At 70.1% G+C, this 24,950-nt stretch carries 21 protein-coding genes and 3 pseudogenes; 13 read left to right on the forward strand and 11 right to left on the reverse strand.

Features of this window, described 5'->3' with window-relative positions; all coding sequences use genetic code 11:
• Positions 1-2 precede the first annotated feature (2 nt).
• The 5 genes from ABZ826_RS12320 to ABZ826_RS12340 form a co-directional block, all read right to left on the reverse strand.
• Positions 3-1,775 (reverse strand): alpha-galactosidase, encoded by a 1,773-nt coding sequence (locus ABZ826_RS12320; protein WP_361446193.1) that lies wholly within the window; start codon positions 1,773-1,775, stop codon positions 3-5.
• 556 nt (positions 1,776-2,331) lie between these two features.
• Positions 2,332-2,793, reverse strand: coding sequence for a cytochrome P450 (locus tag ABZ826_RS12325; protein WP_361446195.1), 462 nt, complete (start codon positions 2,791-2,793; stop codon positions 2,332-2,334).
• A gap of 123 nt (positions 2,794-2,916) precedes the next feature.
• The gene (locus ABZ826_RS12330; RefSeq protein ID WP_361446197.1) at positions 2,917-3,960 is read right to left on the reverse strand and encodes a LacI family DNA-binding transcriptional regulator; all 1,044 of its coding nucleotides are present in this window, start codon (positions 3,958-3,960) and stop codon (positions 2,917-2,919) included.
• Between the two features lie 89 nt (positions 3,961-4,049).
• Positions 4,050-7,058, reverse strand: coding sequence for a glycoside hydrolase family 2 TIM barrel-domain containing protein (locus ABZ826_RS12335; protein WP_361446199.1), 3,009 nt, complete (start codon positions 7,056-7,058; stop codon positions 4,050-4,052).
• Between the two features lie 30 nt (positions 7,059-7,088).
• Positions 7,089-8,117, reverse strand: a complete 1,029-nt coding sequence (locus ABZ826_RS12340) for a LacI family DNA-binding transcriptional regulator (protein WP_361446201.1) — start codon at positions 8,115-8,117, stop codon at positions 7,089-7,091.
• Between the two features lie 188 nt (positions 8,118-8,305).
• Between ABZ826_RS12340 and ABZ826_RS12345 the strand changes: the two genes are divergently transcribed.
• The 3 genes from ABZ826_RS12345 to ABZ826_RS12355 all read left to right on the forward strand — a co-directional run bounded on the left by ABZ826_RS12345 (position 8,306) and on the right by ABZ826_RS12355 (position 12,181).
• Positions 8,306-10,492 (forward strand): hypothetical protein, encoded by a 2,187-nt coding sequence (locus ABZ826_RS12345; RefSeq protein ID WP_361446203.1) that lies wholly within the window; start codon positions 8,306-8,308, stop codon positions 10,490-10,492.
• A 112-nt stretch (positions 10,493-10,604) separates the two neighbouring features.
• Complete coding sequence (locus tag ABZ826_RS12350) at positions 10,605-11,396, forward strand: alpha/beta fold hydrolase (RefSeq protein WP_361446205.1); 792 nt, start codon at positions 10,605-10,607, stop codon at positions 11,394-11,396.
• The gene (locus ABZ826_RS12355) at positions 11,387-12,181 is read left to right on the forward strand and encodes an integrase (RefSeq protein WP_361446207.1); all 795 of its coding nucleotides are present in this window, start codon (positions 11,387-11,389) and stop codon (positions 12,179-12,181) included. The genes ABZ826_RS12350 and ABZ826_RS12355 overlap by 10 nt, the downstream gene beginning before the upstream one ends.
• 59 nt (positions 12,182-12,240) lie before the next feature.
• On the opposite strand, the gene ABZ826_RS12360 is transcribed toward ABZ826_RS12355, so the two are convergent.
• Together ABZ826_RS12360 and ABZ826_RS12365 are read right to left on the reverse strand one after the other, a co-directional pair.
• Positions 12,241-12,582, reverse strand: coding sequence for a GNAT family N-acetyltransferase (locus ABZ826_RS12360; protein WP_361446317.1), 342 nt, complete (start codon positions 12,580-12,582; stop codon positions 12,241-12,243).
• 10 nt (positions 12,583-12,592) lie between these two features.
• Complete coding sequence (locus ABZ826_RS12365; RefSeq protein ID WP_361446209.1) at positions 12,593-13,573, reverse strand: pirin family protein; 981 nt, start codon at positions 13,571-13,573, stop codon at positions 12,593-12,595.
• Between the two features lie 117 nt (positions 13,574-13,690).
• Between ABZ826_RS12365 and ABZ826_RS12370 the strand changes: the two genes are divergently transcribed.
• The gene (locus tag ABZ826_RS12370) at positions 13,691-14,179 is read left to right on the forward strand and encodes a carboxymuconolactone decarboxylase family protein (RefSeq protein ID WP_361446211.1); all 489 of its coding nucleotides are present in this window, start codon (positions 13,691-13,693) and stop codon (positions 14,177-14,179) included.
• 426 nt (positions 14,180-14,605) lie between these two features.
• Complete coding sequence (locus ABZ826_RS12375) at positions 14,606-14,956, forward strand: UBP-type zinc finger domain-containing protein (RefSeq protein WP_361446213.1); 351 nt, start codon at positions 14,606-14,608, stop codon at positions 14,954-14,956.
• A 71-nt stretch (positions 14,957-15,027) separates the two neighbouring features.
• Here the strand turns inward: ABZ826_RS12375 and ABZ826_RS12380 are convergent.
• From ABZ826_RS12380 to ABZ826_RS12390, 3 genes and pseudogenes are all read right to left on the reverse strand, one after another.
• Positions 15,028-15,456, reverse strand: a pseudogene (locus tag ABZ826_RS12380) (glyoxalase); the annotation flags it as partial.
• Between the two features lie 609 nt (positions 15,457-16,065).
• Entirely contained in the window at positions 16,066-17,208 is a 1,143-nt protein-coding gene (locus ABZ826_RS12385; protein WP_361446319.1) for an alpha/beta hydrolase-fold protein, read from the reverse strand.
• A 138-nt stretch (positions 17,209-17,346) separates the two neighbouring features.
• Positions 17,347-17,895 (reverse strand): FABP family protein, encoded by a 549-nt coding sequence (locus ABZ826_RS12390; RefSeq protein ID WP_361446215.1) that lies wholly within the window; start codon positions 17,893-17,895, stop codon positions 17,347-17,349.
• Between the two features lie 347 nt (positions 17,896-18,242).
• Here ABZ826_RS12390 and ABZ826_RS12395 point away from each other — a divergent pair, with 347 nt between their 5' ends.
• From ABZ826_RS12395 to ABZ826_RS12425, 7 genes and pseudogenes are all read left to right on the forward strand, one after another.
• Positions 18,243-18,602: a hypothetical protein gene (locus ABZ826_RS12395; RefSeq protein ID WP_361446329.1), complete on the forward strand. Its 360-nt coding sequence runs from the start codon at positions 18,243-18,245 to the stop codon at positions 18,600-18,602.
• Entirely contained in the window at positions 18,515-19,153 is a 639-nt protein-coding gene (locus ABZ826_RS12400; RefSeq protein WP_361446321.1) for a choice-of-anchor M domain-containing protein, read from the forward strand. The genes ABZ826_RS12395 and ABZ826_RS12400 overlap by 88 nt, the downstream gene beginning before the upstream one ends.
• A 17-nt stretch (positions 19,154-19,170) precedes the next feature.
• Entirely contained in the window at positions 19,171-20,412 is a 1,242-nt protein-coding gene (locus ABZ826_RS12405; RefSeq protein ID WP_361446217.1) for a choice-of-anchor M domain-containing protein, read from the forward strand.
• A gap of 83 nt (positions 20,413-20,495) precedes the next feature.
• Positions 20,496-20,990, forward strand: a pseudogene (locus ABZ826_RS12410) (ATP-binding cassette domain-containing protein); the annotation flags it as partial.
• Between the two features lie 247 nt (positions 20,991-21,237).
• Positions 21,238-21,387: pseudogene (locus ABZ826_RS12415) on the forward strand (metal ABC transporter permease); the annotation flags it as partial.
• Between the two features lie 118 nt (positions 21,388-21,505).
• On the forward strand, positions 21,506-22,057 hold the full coding sequence (locus tag ABZ826_RS12420) for a metal ABC transporter permease (RefSeq protein WP_361446323.1): 552 nt from the start codon (positions 21,506-21,508) through the stop codon (positions 22,055-22,057).
• A gap of 412 nt (positions 22,058-22,469) precedes the next feature.
• Positions 22,470-22,928 carry a hypothetical protein gene (locus ABZ826_RS12425; RefSeq protein WP_361446219.1) on the forward strand — a complete coding sequence of 153 codons (459 nt, stop codon included), beginning with the start codon at positions 22,470-22,472 and terminating at the stop codon, positions 22,926-22,928.
• A gap of 133 nt (positions 22,929-23,061) precedes the next feature.
• Here ABZ826_RS12425 and ABZ826_RS12430 read toward each other — a convergent pair whose 3' ends face one another.
• On the reverse strand, positions 23,062-24,138 hold the full coding sequence (locus ABZ826_RS12430; RefSeq protein WP_361446221.1) for a hypothetical protein: 1,077 nt from the start codon (positions 24,136-24,138) through the stop codon (positions 23,062-23,064).
• A 194-nt stretch (positions 24,139-24,332) separates the two neighbouring features.
• On the opposite strand from ABZ826_RS12430, the gene ABZ826_RS12435 reads away from it, so the two are divergent.
• Positions 24,333-24,920 (forward strand): L,D-transpeptidase family protein, encoded by a 588-nt coding sequence (locus tag ABZ826_RS12435; protein ID WP_361446223.1) that lies wholly within the window; start codon positions 24,333-24,335, stop codon positions 24,918-24,920.
• The last annotated feature ends 30 nt before the right edge of the window (positions 24,921-24,950 follow it).

Here is a 24,950-nt window from a genome sequence, read left to right on the forward strand (position 1 = left end):
CGTCAGCGCGGGCAATCCGCGGGTGGCACCGGCCTGAGCACGCACAGACCGGAGGGGGGAACGGGGATCGAGTGCAGGCCGGGGCCCAGGGTCCGGACGGACGAACCGGCGGGCCGGCCACAGGCGTCCACCGCGTCCAGCCGGACCTCCACGGCGCGGCCGTCGACGTCCAGGACCACGTGCGCGGCGGCGGTGGAGTTGACAAGGGCGGTCTCGGTGAAGGCATCGAGGCGCAGCGGGGCGACCCGGTGTTCGGCGTAGTAGGTGATCACGGCTCGCTTCCCGGCGCTTGCGATCACCGTCTCGTAGAGCTGGTCGGGCCGTCCCGCGCGGATCTCGCCACGGGTGAGGACGTCGCGGTGGTCCCACCAGAACCCGAGCCAGAAGGCAGTCATCGCGCGGTGCTCGGCGGACTGCCCGGCCAGTGGCACGGAGATCTGCGGGGTCGCGTACAGGGCCGAGTGGAGTTGCCTGGCCGCCGTCTCCGCCGTCGCCCCGGGGTCCCACATCAGCATGTCCGAGTGGACGGATCCGGCCGCGGTGGCGGCGATGTCCAGCGTCCGAACCCGGTTGGCGGTCGCGTCGGCCGGGCAGTCCTCGGCGCGCAGCAGGTTGCCGAAGCCGGCCATGCCGGGACCGGTGTAGGGCTGCCGGAGTTCGATGAGCAGTTCGTCGCCGCGCAGTTCGCGCAGTCTTTCGCGCAGCTCGGTCAGCAGCAGCCGCATTGCCACGCCGATGTCGGTGCCGGCCCGGCCGTCCTCCTCCTGGGCGTGGAGCATCGCGAAATCCAGGAAGTCGATCTTCAGTCCGTCCAGGCCGTAGCGGCGTACGAGGCCCACGCAGGCCTCGGTGACGAACCGTCTGACCTCCTCGTGGCGCGGGTCGAGGACACGGCACGAAAGGCGCGGCACGGCGTGCGGGGCGAACTCCTTCATCTTCTCGTGCGCCAGGGTGCGTTCGCCGAGCAGCAACGGGGCGATCCAGGCCAGGTAGCGCAGTCCGAGGCCCTGAACGGTCTTGACGTGAGCGGCGAAGTCGGGGAATTTCGCCGGGTCCGGCGTCCAGTCGCCACTGCCGGAGCAGCCGGGGCCCTGGGCCCGTTGCTGCCAGCCGTCGTCCAGCAGCAGGATTCCGCAGCCGGCCTCGGCCGCGTGCGCCGCCTCGGCCTCGACCCGCGCCGCGTCCACGTCCCGGTGCAGCGAGTACCAGGTCGAGTAGGCCGGGGTGCGGGCCGCGTCGGGCGTGGGCAGCGGTTCGCCGTCGCGGAGCCGGTGTGTCAGGGCCCGCATCGTGTCGGCGAAGGGGCGTCCCGCGGCCTGGACGCGTACGCGGCAGCTCTCTTCCGGACGCAGATCCATGGCCAGCCAGACCCCGAAGCGGGCCGTGGCCTCCGCGACGCCGAACCGGATCCTGGTCGTCGCCGTGTCCCGGTCGGAGGCGAAGGCCAGCAGCGCCGAGCCGGCCGCGTCGTACAGGCAGCCCAGCGGCGCCGAGGCGACAAGGCCGACGCTGTGCCAGCCGCTCGCCCAGTCCGCGACCAGGTGTCGGTCCCAGCCGGCCGCCGGATGCCAGTAGCCGACGGCGTCGCCGATCGGGACGTCCAGACGCAGCAGCACCTGTCCGGCCGGGCCGGCCTGAAGGTGGATCACCGCGCCGTCCTCGTCGTGCTCCACCTCGGGACGCGACCCTCCGGTCAGCAGAACGACCTCGACGCCGTGCACGTGGATCGCGTCATGGTCGGCCCACAACTGCGCCAGATCCATGATGTCGGCCATCTCCGGTTCCCTCCAAGGTTCGGCCTTGAAACACAACGAGGTGAGACAACGTTGCCTAACAGTGCGACACACTCGCTCGGGACACCTTCATCCGTCAGAAGGTGCCGGCTTTACATCAGCAGTTCTCCCGTCGACCAACGAGAGGATCACGCCTGGTCAGGTAGTCGATGGCGATGAACCGGGGGCCGTCGACCAGTGCGACACGAGCCGTCCCGGCACAGAGCCGAAGCCGTCGCCCTCCTGGGTCGGTTCTGAACCATAGCCAGTCGAGACAACGTTGCCTAGAGGTTGGGAGCGTGCCTCTCAGCCTCGCGCGCACTGCAGCCTGATCAAATAGGACCTGGCGTCGTCCTGGACCGGTGAACGGGTACGCCTACGCGCTGTCGAGCCCGACGGCTGGACACCGTTCACGCGCTTCGCCGACGATGACGGGCGGCGAGGAAGCCGGCTGGATCTACCGCGGTCCGCCGAAAGCTACCGTGCCTGGACGAAGGAGCAAGCCGTTGCCAAGGGCGATGACGACCGCTTCCGGTTGGCAGTCGGAACGGGACTGCCCTCAGCTGCGCAAGGTGGCACGCAGGCGCAAGCCGACAGGTGCGAGACCTTCCAAGGTGGTGACCTGGTAGCTGGGTTCCGGTCCGGGCGGCTCGCTCACGTGGTGGCGGCGGGCGGTCTGCGCAGTCAGGAGCGTCAGCATCGCCATGGCCAGAGCAGCTCCGTCGCAGCCGTGCGGCCCGGTACCGAAGGACAGGAATACTCCGGGTTTCGCCGACGAGCCCGAATCATCGAGCCAGCGCTCGGGCTGGAACCGGTCCGGCTCGGAGTGTTCCCGTGCGTCGCGGTGCGCAGTGTAGGGGCAGACGAGAACGGTGGACCTGGCGTCGATGGTGTAATCGGCGAGCTGAGTCTGTCGTTTGACGCGCCGGGTCAGTAGCCAGCTCGGGGGGAACAGTCGGAGCACCTCGCGTACCAGTGCCTGGGTGTGTTGCAGGCTGTCGAGGTGGGTGCTGGTCGTCACGGCCGGATCCGCGGGCAGCAACGCGGCCTCGGCCGCGACGCGGGCTGGGCCCGCAGGCAGCCGACGTCGGCCCCGGTGCCGGAGGTCAGTGCCGCCCCCGGCCGCGAGGTGTGGCGGCGCCGGTCACCTCAGGCCCTCCGCCTCGGCGCCGGACGTGCGGCGCTCGACCAGGGTCGTGGGGATCACGACGGTCTTGGGGCGTGACTTGTCCCCCGCGATGCGCTTGAACAGCAGTTCGGCACCGATCCTGCCGATGGCCCGCACGTCGTAGGAGACCACGGTCAGCGGGCGCGCCATCAGACCGGCGGTCTCGAAGTCGTCGAAACCCACCACGTCCAGGTCCTGCCCCAGCCGGTTCAACGCGCCGAGGGCGCCGAGGGTGATCCGGTTGTTGAGGGCGAAGAGCGCGGTGGGCGGCTGCGGCGCCGAGACCATCCGCTCGACCGCGGCCTCGGTGTCGCGCAGCGTGTGCAGGCCGTACCGGATCAGGTCGGGCCGGTACGGCAGCCCGGCCCCCTCCAACGCGCTCTCGGCGGACGACAGCCGCTCGGCCATGGGGTGGATGCTCAGCCAGTCCGACAGCACGCCGATCCGCTCATGACCACGGGCCACAAGGTGCTCGATCGCGGCCCGCGCGCCCGCCGCGTTGTCGATGAGCACGGTGTCGGCGCGCAGGTTGGTGGGCGGACGGTCGAGGAAGACGGCCGGTGTGCCCATCTCTATTTCAGCGCGCAGGTAGACGTGGTCGGCGGTGCTGCCGGCGGGCACGACCAGCAGCCCGTCGACCCGGTGCTCGCACATCTGCAGCAGGAGCTTGCGCTCGCGGTCGGCGTCCTCCTCCGAACTGGCCGTGATCAGCAGCGTGTCGTGCTCCAGGGCGCACTGCGCCGCAGCGGCGGCGATGCCCGCGTAGAAGGGGTTGGCCAGATCCTCGATGAGCAGGCCGACCGTCGCCGACGTACTGCGCGAACGCAGGTCCCGCGCCTTGTTGTTGCGCCGGAACCCCATCCGGGTCACCGCGGTCAGCACACGCTCGGCCAGCTCCGGGTCGACAGTGGACACGCCGTTCACCACGCGCGAAACGGTCTTGAGACTGACGCCTGCCTCGCGCGCGACATCGACCATCGTGGGGCGCCTCGGCCCCGTCGTGCTCGCACCCGTACTCATGGACGGAACGCTCCTCTCGGCGACATGGCCCTGTGAGGGCGCCAACGTTGTCTCGCTGGGCAACCGCACAGCCGCCGAGGTCCCGCGGATCACCCTACGGCATCGCCGGCCTCGCCTTCGATGGGCCGGATCCCGAACGTGAATCGGGCCGGGACCGCGGCCAGATGATGCCGCGGCTGGACGGACGGTCCGCACGAGCCGCTGCCGAGGCCGTGGTGTTCGAGGTCGATGTTGAGGTGGACGAGACTGTCGGGCTCCAGATCGGCGGTGTGGGCCGCGCTCTGCAACGCCTGTGTGGACCAGGGTTTCACGGTCAGGTCGAACATCGGGCTGCCGGTGATCTCGATGCCGTCGACGCCGGACCCGCCCGGACGGGAGCGGGTGAGGCGGGCCCACCGGAGGTCTCTCCGGTTGCCGTTCTCCTGCGGGCGCACGTACGGGGTCTGCATGGCCTCGACTGTGCTCTCGTACCGTCCGACCCGCACCGCGGATTCGCTGTCCCGGTAGGCCTCGCCGGGTCCGAGGCCGAACCAGGTGACCTGGTCGAACTCGCCCGGCAGGGTCATCGCCACGCCGAGCCTGGGCAACGGGACGGGCCATGGCCGCGTCGGTGTGACGTCGACGGTCAGCGCAAGCCGGTTCCCGTCCTCGGGCCTCCAGTGGTAATCGACGCGCAGGGCAAGGTCCGAGCCGACGGGGGAGATCCTGGTCCGTACGGTGATCCCGTCGTCGTCGGTCCCGATGTCAAGGACCTTGTGCCGGAGGCGGTCCAGTCCGGCCTGCCGCCATGCCGCGCCCAGGGGTGAGAACCGGTCGTTGTCGATCGGTGCCCGCCACACATCGACCCGGGGCCCGCGCACCGGCAGTTCAGCGAGGCTGATCAGGGCCCCGGTGACCGCGTCGAACCGGCCGGCGCCCAGCGTGATCACGTCACCGTCGCGGCGCGGTACCGCGACCCCGCCGCCGGCTTCGCGCACTGGTGAGGCCTCCGGCGGAACGTCCCGCGACGCGCTGTCGGCGCCCGGCCCGATCTGGGTCCAGGCGACCGTGTGGCCCACGCCGGCCCAGGGTTCGTTCGCGGCGAGTCCGGCGCTCACGGTCAGCCAGAGTTCTCCTTGCCCGGCCGTGTCGGCGGCCTTGGCCAGGGCGTTAGGTGGATCGACACGGCCCTGCTCACCGGGCCCGATCACCGGTACGTCCCACTCGCCCTCGGCCACGGGGACACCGTCCGCCTCCAGGCGCCAGGTCCACTTGAGATATCCGGTGTCACGTGTGTGGTGGAGGTTACGGATCACGATGCCCCGGCCCGGCGCGGCATCGATCCTGACCGGTTCGATGACTTTCGCGTACTCCAGCAGGCCGGGCGAGGGGGTGCGGTCCGGGAACAGCAGCCCGTCGATGACGAAGTTGCCGTCGTGGACGGGCTCCCCGAAGTCCCCGCCGTAGGCGTGATACAGGCTTCCGCCGTCGTCCCGCCGTGCGATGCCGTGGTCGATCCACTCCCAGACGAAGCCTCCGGCCAGTCGCGGATGTGACTCGAACAGCTCCTGGTACTCCCGCAGTCCGCCCGGCCCGTTGCCCATGGCGTGCCCGTACTCGCACAGCAGCAGCGGCATGGCGCGCCGCCGCGCGTCGTTCGCGGGGTCGCCGGTCAGCGGTTCCTGCCCGCACGCGATCGCCGCCACCGTGGAGTGGTCCGGGTACATCACCGAATAGAGGTCGGTGCACACACAGTTGTCCCAGTCGCCCTCGTAGTGGATGAGGCGGTCCGGGTCCCGTTCACGGATCCATGCGGCCATGGCCTCCAGGTTCGCGCCGGTGCCCGACTCGTTGCCCAGCGACCAGATCACGACGCTGGGATGGTTCTTGTCCCGTTCCACCATCCGCTCGGCCCGGTCGAGCAGCGCCGCCCGCCAGACCGGGTCGGCACCGGGGTTCTCCCGCCAGGCGTTCTTCGAGAAGCCGTGTGTCTCCAGGTCGCATTCGTCGATCACCCAGAGCCCGTACTCGTCGCAGAGGTCGAGGAAGGCCGCGTCCGGCGGGTAGTGGCTCGTTCTGACGGCGTTGATGTGATGCCGCTTCATCAGCAGTACGTCGGCGAGCATCGTCTCGTGCGTCAGCGTCCGTCCGGTGACCGGGTGCCATTCATGCCGGTTGACGCCGCGGAACAGCAAGGGTTTGCCGTTGGCGGTCAGCACCCCGTCCTCGACAGCGACCCGCCGGAAGCCGATCCGTACCGGCACCCGTTCCGTCGCCGTCGCCAACTCACCCGGGTAGAGGTGTGGTTGTTCGTCGCTCCAGGGCGTGACACCGGTCACGGCGTGCGGTCCGGCCGGGTCGGCGTCGACGAGCCCGAGTTCCGGGACGGTGAGCCGGGCCGTGCCCTCGACATCGATGCGCAGCGTGCCCACGCCCGTGTGGTGGTCGTAGTCGGCGTGGACGAAGAAGTCGGCGACGCCGTCGGCGGGCCGGGCCAGCAGCCGCACCGAGCGGAAGATCCCCGACAGCCACCACATGTCCTGGTCTTCCAGGTAGGTCCCGGCGGACCACTGGTGCACCCGGACCGCCAGTACATTGCGTCCGGTGCGCAGCACGTCCGTGACGTCGAACTCGGTCGGCAGCCGACTGCCCTTGCCGTCGCCCAGCCGCATCCCGTTCAGCCAGACCGCGAAGCACGAGTCCACACCTTCGAACCTGAGGACCGCCGTTCCCCCGTCGGCGAAGCGCTCTTCGGCCTCGAACTCCCGGCGGTACTCCCCCGTCGGGTTGTCGTCGGGCACCCGGGGCGGGTCGACCGGGATCGGGTACGTGATGTTCGTGTAGGCGGGAGCGCCGAAGCGGGTGGGTCCCGGCAGGCCGTCCATCTGCCAGCACGAGGGCACCGCGATGCGGGGCCAGGACCCCGCGTCGAACGCGGGGTCCTCGAATCCCGGGGTCAGGTCGTTCAGCCCGGCGGCCGGCCGGAAGCTCCACGAACCGTCCAGTTCGATCACCGGTGCGTCGGAGCGGAACGACGCACGGGGCCGTGCCCGGCCGTTGCCGGGTGACACGTCCTCGACGTATGCGTTCGCGGTGCGCAAGCGCTGCGTGTACTCCATCGGTTCGGCTGTCCTTTCCCTGCGTTCAAATCAGTTCGCCCTGGGGGGCGGCGCCGTGGACGCGCGGACTTCGAGGGTGCTGGGCGTGACGTTCTCGCGTTGTGCCGGGGGCCGTCCGTCCAGGAGGTCGAGCAGGATCCGCGCGGCCCGCCGGCCCACGTCGGTGCTGTGCAGGCTGACGCTGGTCAGCGCGGGGTCGACGAGTTCCGCGGCCGTGGTGTCGTCGAAGCCCGCCACGGACACGTCGGCCGGCAGGGCTCGGCCGTGCTCGCGCAGCCAGCGCATCGCGCCGAACGCCATGCTGTCGTTGAAGGCGAAGATCGCGGTGGGTGGCTCGGGTCGCGCCATCAGCCGTCCGGCCGCGGAGTAGCCGGACGCGGCGGTGAAGTCGCCGTGTTCCATCAGGTCGTCGGGGGTCGCACGGCGGGCGTCGGCGAAGGCGCGACACAGGCCCCGCAGCCGGGCGGCCATGGCGAGCCGGTTCTCGACCGGGCCGTTGACGACGCCGATCCTGTGGTGTCCCAGGGCCAGCAGGTGCTGGGTGACGGCGTAGGCGCCGCCCTCGTCGTCGGGGTGGACGCGGTAGATGTCTTCGTCGGTGTAGCCGATGACGACGGTGGGATAGCCGGCCGACCGCAGCGTGGGCAGCGCCTCCCCGCCGGCCCCGGCCTCCACGAGCAGGCCGTCGACCTGACGGCGTCGGGTGAAGCGCCGATGGGCCGAAGACGCGTCGTCGGGCACCTCGGGGGTGGACAACAGCAAGCCGTAGCCGCGGGCGGCGAGTTCCTGGTCCGCTCCCCCGACCAGGCGGATGAGGTGGTCGTTGGAGAACGCGAAGCCGGGGTTGTACGGAAGGACGACGCCGACGACCTCGGTGCGCCCGCTCGCGAGGGCACGGGCGCCCGCGCTCGGGCGGTAGTCGAGCACACGCATGGCGTGGAGCACCTTGTCCCGAACGCCGTCGGTGACCGTGGGATCGCCGTTCACCACCCGGGAGACCGTCTGGTGCGAGACACCCGCCTTGGCCGCGACGGTGCGCAGAGTCGGCCGATCGGACACTCAGGGACCCCTAACCAATGACCGTTCACTTGAGCACACCGGATCATAGGGCTCCGCGTCATCGAGTGGAAGTCAACTCACATGGATTGACGCACCGCTTGAGCGTCTCTATCTTCAACGACGTCAAGTGACCGGTCACTTGATCTCCAGCCGACCGGAAGATGCTCACCGAGCAAAGGATCCTGATCATGAGCGACAGGACGCCGGAACGTAACCTCCCCTCACCCGGCAATGGCGCGGTGACCCGTCGCCAGGCGCTGACCTACGGCAGGAACGCCGCGATCGCAGCAGGACTGGCCGGTGCGTTCTCCATGGAGAACGCCGCCACCGCGACGGCGGTTCCTGACACAACGTCAGGACCATTTGGCGCGCCGGCGACCGCCGCTGCCCCGTCCATCAGCACGTCCGATGTCGTCACCTCTTGGACCGGGAACACGTTCTCCGGGGCCACCGAGTGGGTGCAGAACTTCATCTTCAATATCGCCGTCACCCCCGACGGCACGGTCTACACCGTCAGCTTCTGGGACGAGGCCGGCAACTATGCCGGCATCTACAAGGACGGCCACCTCATCGGGAACTGCAGAGGTGCCAATGGCGACGCGGTCGCGGTCAACCGGGCCTATGCCTATCTCACCGTCGGCAACGGCCTGACGCGCTTCACCCTGAACGGCACCAGTACGTCCTTGACGTTCAACGTCGGCAGCCCGCCGGCCGCAGCGGCCGCTTCGGCGACGCAGGTGGTGGCCACCGACCGGGTGTCCAACCAGGTGAAGGTCTTCGACGCGGCCACCGGATCGCTCCTGCGGAGTTGGAGCGTCAACAAGCCGGGCGCGGTCGCGATCGACACCGACGGCAGTGTCTGGGTCGTCGAGAACATCACACGGGACACGAACGACGGACACTTCTGGCACGTCGATTCCGCGCGCCCGGCGCGGGTCCTGCATTTCTCCAACACCGGGACCGCGTTGCCGGGCACCATCAGCGGGCCCGCAGGTGACTGGGTCCCGACGTCGCTGGCCATCGACGTGCACGGCGACCTGCTGGTCGGCGACAACGGCCCGCTCCGCCAGGAGCACACGTACGGCAACCTGTCCGGGACGCCGGTGCTGGCGCGAAGCCTGGGCCTTGCCGGCGGTATCGGGGCCGGAACGCCGGGCCGCAACATCGCCGACAAATTCTTCGGCATCACCGGCGTCGGCGGTGACTCGGCGGGCAACGTCTACGTCTCCCTGTGCGAGTTCGGGTCGTGGATACGTAAGTTCGACTCTGCGGGAAACCTGATCTGGCAGCTCCAGGGGAGCGCCTTCGTGGACGCCGCCGGCTTCGACCCTCAGTCCGACGGGCTGGACGTCTATACCAAGCAGTGCCATTACCGTGTCGACGTCACAAAGCCCCCGGGGCGCGATGTGGCCTGGCGCGGCTACTCCCTCGACTCCGTCAAGTATCCCCAGGACGCACGCCTGTTCCTGACCGGTCACCAGCACCACGCCGCTTCTCCGATGCTGGTGCGCAAGAACGGCTCGCTGTACATGTACATCACCGGCATGTACTCCTCGCACCTGCTCATCTACCGCTTCGAGGGCGAGATCGCCAAGCCGTCAGGCGCGTTCTTCAAACAGCACTGGACCGGCGACGACCCCACGTGGCCGCCGTACCAGCCGGCACAGGGCGAATGGATCTGGCGCGACCTGAGCGGTAGCGGGGCGTTCGAGGCCGGCGAATACCTCCAGCCGGGCACCGGCCAGAACTCCCCGGGCAACTGCTGGGTCTGGTTCGTCGACACCAATGGCGACGTCTGGGAGGGCGGGGACCGCAACCTGCGCCGCTACCCCCTGCAGGGCTTCGACGCCCAGGGCAACCCGATCTACGACTACACCGGCATGGTGACGGTCCCCCTGCCCGCGCCGTTCACCACTGTCCGCCGCCTGCACTACGACGTTGCCGGCGACGTCATGTATATGTCCGGGTACACGCCCACAGCGCCGTTCGAGAACGCCTACTGGAAGGAGGCCGGCAAGGTCCTGGCGCGTTACGACCGTTGGAGCACCGGCAACCGTACGGCGACCTGGACGATGCTCCTGCCCTGGGACACCACGGCGACACCGGGCGTGACCACGGTGGGCCTCGCGTGGGCGGGCGACTACATCTTCACCGTCGGTGTCCAGACCCGCGGCAAGGTCTGGGTCTGGAGGGCCAGTGACGGGAGCGCCGTCGGCAGCTGGCTCCCGGGCAGCAATGTCGGCGGAGTCGAACGGACCGGGTGGGTCGACATTCCCTACGGCATCTCCGCGGTCCGGCGTTCCACCGGGGAGTACCTGGTCAACGTCGAGGACGATCTCTTCAACAAGGTGCTGCTCTACCGCTGGGTCCCCTGACCGTCATCCCGACGACCGGACCTCTGTACAAGGAATTGGGTGATGGATGTCGTGCGTGTGACGTCGTTGGACGGCATCGAGCTGGCAGCCGCCGTGCACCGCTCCGCTCCGGATGCCGGGGGCTCACGGCACGGTGCTCCTCGTCCACGGTGTCTCCGCCGACCTGGACGAGGGCGGGGTGTTCGTCCGGCTCGCCGACCGCCTGTCCACGCGCGGCATGACCACCCTCCGATTCAGCTTCCGCGGACACGGGACCAGTGGCGGGACCCCTGAGGGCATGACGATCGCCGGGGAAATGCTCGATCTGCAGGCGGTCGTCGAGTACGCCGCGAAGGAGTTCCCCGGCCCGCTGGCGGTGGTGGCGGCCAGCTTCGGCGCCGTGGCGACCGGGCTGTCCATGCCCTGGCTCGGTAAGCGGCTGGTGGGACTGGTGCTGTGGAACCCCGTGCTCGATCTGCGGCGGACGTTCCTGGAGCCAGAGCTGCCGTGGGGCCTGGCGAACTTCGGCCCCGCGGCGATGGCGGAGCTGGCGGAGCTGGCGGAGAACGGCCATCTGCTCCTGAACGGCGTCTTCCCTCTGGGCCGGGTACTGTTCGCCGACATGGCCCGGTACCGGCCGATCGAGGCCTACGCCACCGACAGCCCGCCGGCGATGGTGCTTCACGGAGACCGTGACACCCATGTCTCCTTCGACATCGCTCGACGGACCGCCGAGACGATTCCGGGCTGGGAGTTCCACACCGTCTCCGGTGCCGCTCACGGTTTCCACACCCGCAAGCACGAGGCCGAGGCGGTCGCGGTGACGACGCAATGGCTGGAGCGCGGGTGTGCGCCCCGAGCGCGTCGGCACTTGTCGGGTCGGCGCCTCGATCGACGGGAGGACGGGGACAGGGCATGCGGGTGACGATGACGAGCGCCGCGGCGCGGACCGGCCGCACGAACGAGGACTTCACCGGCGCCCTGCCGACGGCGGCGGTGCTGATCGACGGCGCCGGCATGCCCGGCACCGAATCAGTCTGTCGGCACGGTATGGCCTGGTACGCCAGTCGCCTGGGAGGCAGCCTTCTCGGCCTCTTGTCACTCGTGCGGGACCGCGGCCTATCGGTGCTGCTCGCCGAGGCCATCGAGCAGGTGACGGACGATCACCGGGACACGTGCGACGTCACCGACCCCATCAGCCCGTCGGCGGCCGTAGCCGTTCTGCGCCTGTCCGACGGCCTCGTCGAGTACCTGGTGCTCGGTGACTCGGTCGTCGTGCTCGACAGGGCGGATGGTCCGCCGCTCGTCGTCTCCGATCCCCGGGAGGTGATGATCAGCCGGTCGTACCGAGCCGCGTTCCAGGCCGCTGCGGAAGGCAGCGACGAGTACCACCGAGTCCTGCGAAGCCTGCGCGCCCGCCGGAACCGGCCCGGTGGCTTCCGGGTGGCCAAGGACGATCCGAGAGCGGCGGACGAGGCGATCACCGCAAGCTGTCCGATCTCCGAACTGACCGGCGCTGCCCTGCTCAGCAATGGAGCCGGCCGCATCGTGGACAGGTTCCGGCTCACCGACTGGCCAGGGGTCATGACCGTCCTGGAGTCGAGCGGACCCGCCGAAGTCATCGATCGTGTCCGGCAGGCGGAGGCTCGCCACGCGGTGGCGGCGGACGATGCGACGATCGCGTACTGTACCGACCTCGGCGTGGCCTGACCTCGCAGGCGACCTCCGCCCCGGGCTCCTTCGGGTCCCGCACGGCACGTCGCGGAAGGTCAGTGCGACCGCATGGTCTGCAGCCAGGACAGGACCTCGGGGGTCACCGGATCGGTGATGTCGGCGAACTCGTCGTGCTTCTTGAGGAACTTCGCCACGTAGGGGCAGACCGGCACAATGCGCTTCCCCGAGGCGCGAACGTCGTTCAACGCGTGCTGCACGAGCATCGAGGCCAGCCCCTGTCCGGCAAAGGCGTCGTCGATCTCGGTGTGGTAGAAAACACGCCGGCCGTCACGGTCGCGATACACGGTGAGACCGGCGGTCTTGCCGTCGACCAGGATCTCGTAACGGTGCTTGAGGTCCACTCGCTGAACAGTCGGAGCGGCGGCGGGCTGCGTCATCATGGGCCTTTCAGTGGCGCGTCGGGTTCTTGCGCGGCGCGATGGTGGCGTTCGGAAGGGCGGGGGCGGGCAGAGGGTCGCCGTCGTAGCCATCGACCTCGCCGAAGCGGTCGGACGCGTTCTGCCACGCTTTTCTGGCTTCGACGATGTCCTCGTGGCTCCGGCCGATGAAATTCCACCACATGACGATCTGTTCCTCGAACGGCGTCCCGCCGAGCAGCACCACCCGAGCGGCGATGTCCGCGTCATTCGTCAGCGTCAGGGTGTCGTTTCCCGTGCCGAGGTATCCCAACTCCGCCGGGTGCAGGCTTGTTCCAGCCATGCGGACCTCCCCGCTGTCGACGAGCAGGCCGTGCTCGAAGCCGGCGTCGACGGCGAGCGTGGTCGTCGAGTGCGGAGCAAGGACGAGTTCGGCACCGAGCAGGGGTGTGAAGGTCCGCACCGGAGCGGTGTCACCTGCCAGCGTCCCGAGGAACACCCTGACTTCGGCTCCGTCCAAGCGGACCGGGCCCGGAACGTAGTGCTGGAAATCGCGTCCGGTGTGGCGATGTTCCTCGGGGAGCGCCACCCACAGTTGGACGCCGTGCAGGGTGGTGGTGCGCGTGGTGGAGACCTCCGAGTGGCTGATGCCGTACCCGCTGGTCATGAGATTCAGTTCGCCGGGCCGCACGAGGGCGTGGCTGCCCAGGCTGTCGCGGTGTTCGATCTCCCCGCTGAACAGCCAGCTCACCGTCTGCAGACCGATGTGCGGGTGCGGTGCGACGTCCATGCCGCCCGTGTCGGCGACGTCGTCGGGGCCGTAGTGGTCGATGAAGCACCAGGCCCCGATCAATGTCCGGGACCGCTGCGGCAGTGTGCGCCGTACCGTCATCGCCCGCGGACCACCCAACGGGACGTCCCGCGCGGAGAGGACGTCGACCTGCGGCACCTGCCCACCCTGGTCCGATGCCCCGCAGCGCGGTTCGGTGAGGTCCTTCTCGACGTCGCTCATCGCACACCCCTCCCAGAGACGGTTTCATGTTCAATAATCATGCCTGATGGTAGACCGACGCCCATCAAGCACACGCAGGACGAGCGGGGGCCGAGAAGTCCCGTGAAGGAGTCCAGGTTGAGCGAGACAGCAGCAGGCCCCGTGAGGCAGCGGGTCTTCGTGGACAAGCAGAGCCCGAAGGCTTACGACGCACTGGTCGAGACGTCCGGTGCGGTCCGCGCCGTCGCCGCGGACGCGGGGCTGGACCGCACGCTTGTGGAGCTGATCAACCTCCGCGTGTCACAGATCAACAACTGCGCCTACTGCCTGAACGTGCACACCCGGGCCGCGCTACGTGCGGGCGAGACCACCCAGCGCCTGGGCGTGCTGCCCGCCTGGCGCGACACCGAACTGTTCACGGCACGGGAACGTGCGGCACTCGCCCTGGCGGAAGCGACCACCGAGCCCGCGAACGCTGTCGCACAGGAGAACGCCTACGACGCGGCCCGTCAAACCCTCACCGACGACGAGATCTCCGCGGTGATCTGGGTGGCGATCACCATCAACGCGTTCAACCGGGTCTCCGTCATGAGCAAGCATCCTGTGCGCGGGGTCCCCCAGCAGTGATCCGGTGTCGTGCGGCCGGGCAACGAGCCGTCGGCCGTGCGCAACGACTTCCACCGCCCGAGCAGGGGGCGGGTGGGCCGCCGAGGTGAGCGGTGTCCCGTGAGCGATCGGCCCCGCCGCAGGACGCGTTGACCGGAGGCGCATGCGGTGCCGCCTGTCAGCGGACCGTGCGCGTCTCGGGTGCGGGCCTCGTGTCGCGCCGTCGGCGTGGACCGCAACACCCGACTCGCCTGGCACGCGCCACGCTGGAAAGACATCGCGGCACGCCCTCCCGGCAAGGCACCACCGGCGGTCGCCACACTGTTGGCAGTACCTCACCTGCCGGGTCCGCGGCGCACTTCATGGCACCCTTGCCACCACCACCCGGGGCGCATGCCGCTCACCCGTCGCAGGGGATCTCGGCACGCCGACACTGTGAGGAGCCGCATGAGCACGGCAGAAGGAATCGATCCGGGCGTACCGCCCAGCGGCACGGGCTGCGCCGAATGCGACGCCTCCGGAGGCTGGTGGTTCCACCTGCGGCGCTGCGCCCGGTGCGGGCACATCGGCTGCTGCGACGACTCCCCCTCGAAGCACGCCACCGCCCACGCAAAGGCGACCGGCCATCCCGTCATCCGGAGCTTCGAGCCCGGCGAGACGTGGTTCTGGAGCTACGACACGTCCGAGCTGTACGAGGCAGGCCCTGACCTCGCTCCGCCGCACAGCCACCCCACCGATCAACCCGTTCCCGGACCACAGGGGCGCGTCCCCGCGGACTGGGCCGACCGTCTGGGCTGAACAGGCACCCGGTCCCGGGACAGGACCGGGTGGCCGACACCTGGTGTCACGCCGAGCCGAGTGGCACCCGGTTACGACGCCGTCTCCCATGCGAACCCGTCCGGGTCGGTGAAGGGAGCGCCGTCGCTGCCGATCGTGAGCCGGTGGGATCCGGTGCCGTCGGGAGAGACGCCGGCGTCCTTGGCGAGGGCCCGGCGACCGTACAGCGCCAGCTTGACAGGGCTCGACGGCGTCGCGAACTCGACATACTTGCGGCCGAAGCTCTTGCCCACGACGAAGCCGCGGTCGACGTAGAACTGCTTGCTCGCGGCCACGTCGTCCACTCCCAGCAGGAGCACGAACTGCTCGATCTGTCGGGTGGCCGGGCCCCTGTCCTTCTTCGCGGAGGTAGCGACCTTCCAGAGCGCCCCGTCAGGGGCTCGTACGACGCCGCCGTAGCCCCAGAGCGACTTCGTGACCGGCTTCACCGGCGAGACACCGGCGTCGAGAGCCCGCTCAAGGCCTTCCGGGGTCAGCCCCTCGACAGCGCACCCGGGCGGTGTCCGTTCGCCGGCCGGTGGCGACGGACGTGGACACGCAGGCGGTGCGGGACCGGGGCCTGGCCGTGCGCGACGAGCCGCCGCCCCCGGGGTGCCGACCCGGTGGGACCGGCTGATCGTCACGGCAGGGGAGGACGGCGGCAAGTCGCTGTTCCGCCGGCAGATGGCCATGCGGGCGCTGTCCGGGCTCCACCGGTTCAAGCGCGCTGGCGGTCGCCGGCCGGGCGTCACGGCGCGCGGCATGTGCGGGAATCGGCGGCCTCCACGTCGTTCTTTGACAGGGCGCACTGCTGGTCGGCATCGGACGGCGTGCCCCGACCGCCGCGGAGAGGCCGAATGGGCCGAGCCGGCCGCCGAACTCACGTACGCTCCCGGATGATCGGTCCGCCGGTGTTCGTCCGGCCGACCGTGGCACCGCAGTATGGCTCGACGGCAGGTTTCGGCGACTGCACGGCGTGCGGCGTCAGGCCGCTTCCCCGGGGTCGGCGGCCGTGGCCGGAATGACGTCGGACTCACGGCCGACGAGGCACGTGCCTCGACCGGACTCCGCGACCGGTCCGGCCTCGTCGGTCAGATGCCCTTCGCGCGAGTGACCCCGCCCGGGTAGGGCGCCAGTTCTGCCGTCAGCCAGCGAAAGACCTGGGGCACCTGGCGCTTCCACAGTCCGATGGTGTGCGGCCCGCTCACCTCGGACACCGCCACCCGTGTCGGGAACACCGCGGCCCGCCGCAGTGCGAGGCCGTCACGGTAGCCGTCGTTGAGCCCGCCCGAGAGATACAGCGCGACGGGCGGCGGGGCGGTGGCGTGGCGCAGAATCCACAGCGGGTTGTTGACGCGCCGAAGCCTCGGGTCCCGGGCCGTGAGGGAGACCCGTTCGGCGGCCGGATCGTTGTAGCCGGAAAGGCCCACGGCGGCCCGGTAGCGGTCGGGGTGGGCGAGCGCCAGCTTCACGGCGCAGTGTGCCCCGGCCGAGAACCCGGCCACCGCCCAGCCGCTCGCACGGCTCTGCGCGCGGAAGGTGTCGGTCACCATCCGCCGGACGTCCACGCTCAGCCAGGATTCGGCGTCCACGACACCCGGCACATTGGCGCACCCGGTGTCCTGCCCGGCCAGTAGGTTGGTCCGCGGCTCCACGAGGATGAACGGGGCGATCCGCCCGCTGCGCATCCCGGAACCCAGCTGTGACTGCACCCGCAGGCTGCCGAACCACGCCTTCGCCGATCCGGGGAAGCCACCGAGGAGCTCGACCACGGGAAACTTGCGGTGCCGGAAGGCCGGCTGGCCGTACTGCGGCGGCAGCCATACGTAGACCTCGCCGCGCACTCCCGACACCCGGCCGGTCAGCTGGGTGACGCGAACGCCGCGGCCCATCCGGGCATCGTGCGTCAGGCTGAAGTCCTGGACGATCTTCGGCTGGCTCGCCAGACGCTCGTGTTCACCGAGTCCGTCGCGCCCGAGACTCGGCGCGGCGACGATGTGGTGTCCGGTGCCGAGCAGGTCGGCCCAGTTGTCGTAGAGGCCGTTGGTGTTGTTGACCATCACGAAGACGCTCAGCACGGCCGCCGCCTGCGCGGAGACGACCATCACCAGGCGGGCCGTGCCGCGCACCACGGCAGGACCGCGTACCCGGCTCCACAAAAGCAGGGGCAGCAGCACGGTGACCGCGACCAGCGCGATCGTGGCCAGGAAGAACGGTGTCCCCGTCAGGCTCATCACGCCTGGGAGGATGCCGTACACGCCCCAATGGTTTACCCGCTTTTCCACCTTTTTACGTCGGACGCGAGAAAGCGGGGAACGCCGCGTTGACGCCGGGCGCCATCGGCCCGGGTCCCGCAGGCGCGGTCCGCCCGACTAGCCGGCTGCCCCCCGTCGAAGCCGTGCCGACAGGTGGTGCTGCAGCGGCTGACCGACCGCCGCGAGGTCGTGGACGAAGTCGAGCGTGCCCTCGTCCGTCAGCGTGTAGCGGCGGCGCGTGGCGTCGACCTCCTTCGCGGTGGGAGCGAGAGCCACCTGATGGGAGGCGAGGTCGACCGAGCCGTCAGCCGCATGGCCGACCAGGATTTCCGCGACGCCGGTGGGCTGGGTGATCAGCGCTTCCACGCGCGCCTCTGGCTGCAGCCGCCACCAGCCGCTCTCCCGCGCCGACGGTCGCAGCGGGGCGCCGTCCGCGTCGAGCAGCCAGGCTCGCGCCTCGTAGCGGAGGAATGGTCGCCCGTCATGACTGAAGGTGACCTCCTGCGCGTACGCGAATTCCTCGGTGAGCGTCGGGTACCCGCCTCGGCCGCGGCCGACCCAGGTGCCGAGGAACCCGATCAGCGGCGCGAGCAGTGCGTGCGGCTCAGGTCCTTCGTCCGGTCGAAGGGCGTCGGGGTACGGATGCTTCTGAACGGGGCCGAACATGAGGTGCGCTCCTGGGTCGAGGCCGGTACCGGGTGGAAGCCTAGGCGTTCCGTCCACAGCGATCACCGACAGAACACACGGAGCGCCGCCGAGCGAGCCGCCCCGGGCGCTCGCGGCCGAGGACGCTCCACCCTTGTCGCACCGCTCGTCGGCCCTCCTCCCACCGCGCGAGCCGCATCGACGGATTCCTGAACGACGAGCGACACGAGCCTGTCCCGGCGGAGGCCGGACGTAACTCCGCCATGGCACCTTCAGTTGTCCCAACTCCCTTGCCCCGCCTTAATGAAAACGATTATCGTTGTGGAGTAAGTGCACATCAAGACATCCAAGCTCAAGGGGGGCTTCCTTTGCGTACCATCACGCGCACTCTCACCGTCGCCGGATCCGTGGCCGCTGCCATCGCCGTCGGCGGGCTCGCCTCGGCCCACGCGGCGGGGACCACGCTGTCCAAGGGGCATGTCGATGTCCTCGACGTCGAGTACGACGGTCTCGCGCTGGACCTGCACGTCCACGACGAGTCGGTGACACCGGACGTCGAGTACGCGCCTGCCGACGTGGTCCTCCAGGCGCTTCCCGCGCGTCGGCGTACACCGTCCCGACCGGCAGCTGCTACACGCACCTGGGCACCGCGGGCTCCACCGTCTTCCGCCTGCCGCAGGTCCAGAACACGAATCTGCTGTGGCCGGGGCTTTCCGGTGAGCACCTGACCAGCGGTGTGTTCCAGAACAACAAGGTCCAGGTCAAGCTGGTCTCGGTGTCGGGTCCGGGCAAGATCACCGTTTACAAGGACGGCCTGTGCCCGAAGAGCAACCGCTCCTGCGACAGCGGTGACGCGACCCTCACCAATGTCAAGGACATCGCGGCGGGCGAACACGACCACGCCAACTGGGTCTTCACCAAGGCCGGTACGTACACCGCGACCTTCCAGGTCAGCGGCCACGCTCGCGAACGGCACCAAGGTCGGCCCGGCCTCTGCGACGTACACCTTCAAGGCCGGTTCCTGACCCTGCGGCCACAACGGCCCTCCGACTCCGTGCCGGGGGGTGGGTCTGCCTCCAGCCGACCCGCTCCCCGGCACGGCCGTGGTCCACTGATCCCACGCTCGAAGGAGACGCCCCGCATGCGGGCCTCACTGTCGCGAAATACGTCGAGAGCCGCCGCTCTCACCGCCGTACTGTCCTTGCTCGCCGCCGCACCCGTCGCGCTCGCCGCCGACGCTCCGCCCCGTGAGGCACCTCCGGCGAACGAGCCGTTCTGAACGGCGGCCACCTGGACATGGCCGCCCGGCTCACGGACGGTGGGCTCGAATACCGGATCAAGGACGGTACGGTCGCGGGCGAGCCCGTCTGGCGTGAACCCTCCGATGTCCTGCTGCACTTCGATCCCCGGCACGAACTCGTCATCCCCCCGCGTGAGGAGGTGCCGCAGTTCCAGGGTTTCGGCGAACCCGGCGAACGCCTCTGGGTCGACAAGGACTTCGAGGTGAAGGAAGGGCTGCTGTGGCCCGGCTGGAACACCATGGAGATCCTGCCCTCGGACGTCTCGGGACCGGTGAAGGTCACCTTCCCGAAGATCGAGGGGCCGGGCCGGCTGGTCCTCGGCCGCTTCGAGGACGACCCGGAACGGGGCATCCGTATCGGCGTCACCGTCGACAGCGCCCGCGCCGACCCGGGCTCGGTCGAGTTCCCCGCGTACTCCCATTCCCATCCGCTGTGGATCTTCAATGCCTCGGGCATCTACCGGATCACGATGGAGATGAGCGCCACCCTGCGCTCCGGGGCGAAGGTCACCGACCGGGAGACCCTGGCCGTGGCCGTGGGCGACGTGGACCCGTCGATGGTCGTGCCGGGTGACGGCAGCACGGGGCCCACGCCGACGCCCACGTCCTCCTCACCGTCCCCCTCTCCGACCGGCACTCCACCGGTCGGTCCGACGACGACCGCGCCGACGACGCCCTCGGCACCGCCGACGCACACCGCCGGCATTCCCCCGTCCGCGACCGCGAGCGCCCCGCCGCCGGATCCCAGGGCGCCGGCCCCAACACCCGGCCACAGCAGATTTTACCTCGGCGTGGGCCCCGTCGCGGGACGACCGGTGCGGCCGGCCGTCTGGCCGCTACGGGCGCCGGAGCCATCGGCCGTCCTCGGTGGTCCGGGCGTCGGCTCCGGCGCCCTCGGTACGAAGGTGAGCGACACCGAGACGCTCACCTTCGCGGTCGGCGCGACCGATCCGCACACGGTCCCGGAGGGGACCTCGGCAGGAGGCGGCAGCACCGGTGGCACCTCCACCGATGGCGCCTCCACCGGTGGCGCGGAACCAGGCGGCACCGGCGGCTCCGGTACCACCGGCGGGAACGTGTCGGCCGGCACCGCGGGCGGTGCGGCCGCCGGCTCCGCCGACCGCGGCACCATGGCCTCCACGGGCGCCGGCTCCGCACTCCTGCTCGGCGGTACGGCCGCCACGCTCGCCGCCGTGGGCGCCGGATTCCGCTACGTCACCCGCAGGAGCGCCGCGTGACCGCCGAAGAAGCCCTGCTCAGGGTCGCATCCCTCTCCGTCGCGCTCGGTGGCCGCACGGCCGTCCAGGACGCGTCCCTGACGGTGTCCGGCGGTGAACTGGTCGGCCTGCTCGGGCCGAACGGCGCGGGAAAGACCACGCTGCTGCGCGCCGTCCTCGGCCTCGCCGCGTCGGCCGCAGGCAGCGTCACCGTCGTCGGCCTGGTCGGCTATGTGCCCCAACGCCATGAATTCCCCTGGGACTTCCCCATCGACGTGGCAGGAGCCGTGCTCAGCGGCCGCACCGGATCCATCGGCCGGCTCCGGCGGGCGAAGGCGCACGACCGGGCGGCGGCCGACGAAGCACTGGAGCTGGCGGGCCTGACCGAGCTGCGCCGACGTCCCATCGGCGAACTGTCGGGCGGGCAACGCCAGCGCGTGCTGGTGGCGCGGGCACTGGCCGGGGAGCCCCGGCTGCTGCTTCTGGACGAGCCGTTCACCGGGGTCGACGTGCCCACCCTGGAACTGCTCAACGAACTCTTCGGCCGACTGGCCGCGAACGGCAGGGGGCTGCTGATGACCACCCACGACCTGGCCTCCGCGGCACGCACCTGTACACGGGTCGTGCTGCTGAACCGCACAGTGGTCGCGGAGGGGCGGACCCGAGCTGCTGGCAGATCCGGAGCAGATGCTGCGGGCGTTCGGACTCGACCGGGCGATCCGCACCGAACCGGGCGCCGTCGCATGACCGACGTCCTGGCGTTCCTCACCGATCCGTGGCAACTCCCCTTCACGGCGCGCCTTCACCGTCGCCGCGATCGTCGGCCTCGTCTGCGGAGTGGTGGGCGTGTATGTCGTCCTGCGCGGCATGGCATTCATCGGGGACGCGGTGGCGCACTCGGCCTTCCCCGGAGTGGCGCTCGCCTACGCCTTCGAGGGCAACCTGCTGCTCGGCGGAGCGGCGGCCGACGTGACGACAGCCGTGCTGATCGCCCTCGTCTCCCAGAACCGGAGACTCAAGGAGGACACCGTCATCGGCGTCTTCTTCGCCTTCGCCTTCGCCTTTCGGACTCGGCATCGTCCTCGTCCCGACGCGCGACAGCTGGACGACGGATCTGTCCTCCTTCCTGTTCGGCCAGGTGCTCGCGGTCGACGCGTCGGATGTCCGGCGGGTTGCGGGCATCGGTGCCGTGCTCGTCGTGCTCGTCCTGGCCCTGCGCAAGGAACTGGTCGCGGTGAGCCTCGACCGCGAAACGGCCCGCGCGGCCGGACTGCCGGTTCTCGGTCTCGACCTGACGCTCTACATCGTGGTGACCGTCACGATCGTGATGTCTCTCGAAGCGGTGGGCAACATCCTCGTCCTGGCCCTCCTCATCACCCCGGCGGCCACGGCCCGGCTGCTGACCGAACGCCTGTGGGCGATGACACTGCTGGCCTCGTCCTTCGGCTGCGTGGGCAGCCCGACCGGACTGTACGTCAGCTACGCGCTCGACCTGGCGGCCGGCGGATCCGTTGTGGTGGTCCTGACCGGGTTCTTCGCCCTGGCGTGGATGCTGGTGCCTCGGCACGGGGTCGTCGCCCGCCTGCGGCGGTCCATGACCGGCGGTCGAGGACCGACCATCGGCTCCGACCCGGCCGGATCCGCCGCGACGGCCGACAGCTCCTGAACCCGACCACCATCGAGCCGAGGTCCGGCGCGCCGGGCGCAGAGACTCCGGGCCGGGCAGTGGCAGAGACCGGCCACTCCCGGCCCGCCAGGCATCTCACCGCCCCGACGGCGCGGCGGCACGTCCTGCACTCGCGTCTGCGCCCACCCGGGAGTCAGCGAATCACGGGCCACGCCCAAGCCCGCGAGCAGACTCGAAAGCACCTCTCGCCGCGCTCGCGGAAACCTGTCGCCAGGCTGACCAGAATTGACCGTAACATGCCAAAAATCATGACGGTGCACCTTGTTGCCTCAAGGGGGCTGTGCCTCAATGGGGAACCAGTTCGCTGACGATCCGTCAGGGAACTGACACGTTCCGACGCGGCCCGGTGATGACGCGCGTCGGCAATCCCCCCACACGAAGGGCAACCACCATGAGGCTTGGCACAAGGCGACTCGGCGTCTGTTCCGCCCTCGCCGCAGGCACACTCGCGCTGGCACCCACGGCCGACGCGGTCAGCCCCACCACCGCCACCATCTCCTTCGACTGCGGCGCCTACGGCTCGGGCAGCGCGACCCTCACCGCTGCTGAGAACGGGACGGCCGCGACCATCAACGTCTCGACGTCCGCCATCACCGCACCGATCAGCATCGGGGCGAACTCGGTGAAATCGACGCTCACCCTCACCAACAAGGGCGCGGGAACGGTGACGTTCACCGGCGACGCCAACCCGGCCATCCCCGCCGGCAGCCCCGTGTCCACGGGCCCGCTCAACGGCACCGTCGCCTCCGGGGACAGCCTGGAGGCCAAGTCCCTCAAGGTTGTGGTCCTGGGTATCACAGCGACCTGCAACACGACATCCACCCAGTCGCCCGGACCGTTCGTGTTCTGAGCCGGCCCCAGGCACTGAACGAGTGCCGGGTCGCGCCGCCGGTGCGGCAGGCCGGTTTCCCGCTCCATGAAGGGGAACCGGCCGGCCGCTCGTCCAGGACTCGGCGCGCCTCGGCTTTCGCAGCGGAAGAAGGTCACGAAAGCTGGTCGTTCCACTGGTAGGCGTCAGCCTGGATATGAACGCTCTGGGATGTCTCGCGCGTGCCCCAGCTCATGTCCGACGACTCGATCACCCACGCCATGGCCTGGTAGGCGCGGGGACGGTCGGCGTGCTGCGCGCAGGCCGCGAGCGGCGTGATGGCCACCTGTCCGGCCGGCACGGTCAAGCGGACGCCGTTGCCCCATGGTCGCGGGCAGGGCCTGATCCCCCGGCTGCGCACCCAGGACAGACGGGCACGCACGGTCAGGGCACGAGGCCCCGGATTGTTGATCTGCAGTGCGAACCGGACGGTGTTGCCGTCGTCCAGGACTTGTGTGCAGGCGCTCCAGTCCGCCCAGGCGACAGCGCGCACCACCCCGCAGCGGTAGTCACCGGTCATCGGCCCCAAAGACGCGGTGGCCGTGACCGTGGCCGGGCCGACCGGACCTTCGAGCGGCGCCCCGTGGCCCGGCAAGGAGGGCTCCGACGGGTCGGAGACCGCCCAGCCCGCCGCCAGCGCTGCGGCGGTGATCGCCGCGATGGCCACCGCGCTGTGGAGCCGGCGACCACGGCGCGGGACGGGGGCGTCGGTCGCCGGTGCGGCCGGCCCCGAAGACGTGCTCGCGTCCGGAGCCGGGCTCACGGGAGCAGGCGGGCCTTCCACGGGGACGGAAGCGTCCGGACCGGGGGCGTCCTGCGTCGCTACGGGAGCGCTCGGCGCAGGTGAGGATGCGCGGCGGCCCCTGGCAGCCCTGCGCCTGCGTTCCTCCGCGCGGGCCAGATCCAGTAACCGTGTCCACTCCTTCGTCTCCGCTTCGTCGACGTGGAAGATCTGGGCCAAAGCGATCAGGACGGCCGGGTCGGGCAGTGCCGTCGCTGTCGGATCCTTGTAGCGGTTGAAGCTGGAATCGCTCAGTCCGCGCTTCTTCTGGCCGTCGAAACGGCGCTTGAGCCGGGCCTCGATCCGCTCCTGCGCCAGGCAGCCCGACCGGGTCCATGCCGCACCGATCCTGCGGGCCAGCTCCGCGCGGGTCTGTCCCCGCTCCGGGGTCTCGCACATGTTCGTCGTCATCCCTCCGCCATCCCAGCCTCTGACATATGTGCAGGTCAAAGAGACGGGACGAGCGCGGGACCAGGGTGAAACAACGGCGGGCGGGCAGGCCCGGCCAGGGTCCTGGTGACACGGTCGCGTCCTGCGGATGCTGGATGAGCCGAGCCCTTGGAGGGCGCGGCAATCCCTCTGCCTGACACAGGAGAAGAACGAACATGAATCGCGTCAAGACACGCGCCGCCGGCCTCGTCGCAGCGGCGACCGTTCTCTCGCTCGCCGCCCCCGCCACCGCCTCCACGGCCGTCACCCCGTCCGTAGTCCCCGCTCACAGGGGGGCCGCGTCCGCAGCCGGTGCGGCGGTGTACCTGGTGTTCGACAAGAACCCGAAGCACCCCACCTACTCCAAGCTCACCGCCTACAAGGGCACACGCGAGATCGGACACTGGCGGGCGGGATCGGGCACCGACACCCGTGAGTGCCACGTCGGCAACAACGGGAAGACCGGCGGCTGGCTGCCCGACGGGGCCTACGCGATCAAGGGCCGCACCAAGAGTTACAACGGTCAGCAGATCAAGGGGTACGCCATCCGGCTGGCCGACAAGCGGTGCGACAACGGCAAGGGGGCCTTGCGCAACGAACTCTTCATCCACAGCAGGATGAGCGTCAAGGGGGCTTCGCTGTGGCGGGGTGACCGGGACTACCGGTCCGTCGGCTGCATCAAGCTGCGCCCCGACCACATCAAGGCTCTCTTCGCCGCACTGGACCGCAACGGCGAGCCGACCACCCTGAAGGTCATTCCCTGACGGCACCCGGGTGCCGGGGCGGGCGAGGAG

Source organism: Streptomyces sp. NPDC047515, from assembly GCF_040643055.1.
Taxonomy (GTDB): domain Bacteria; phylum Actinomycetota; class Actinomycetes; order Streptomycetales; family Streptomycetaceae; genus Streptomyces.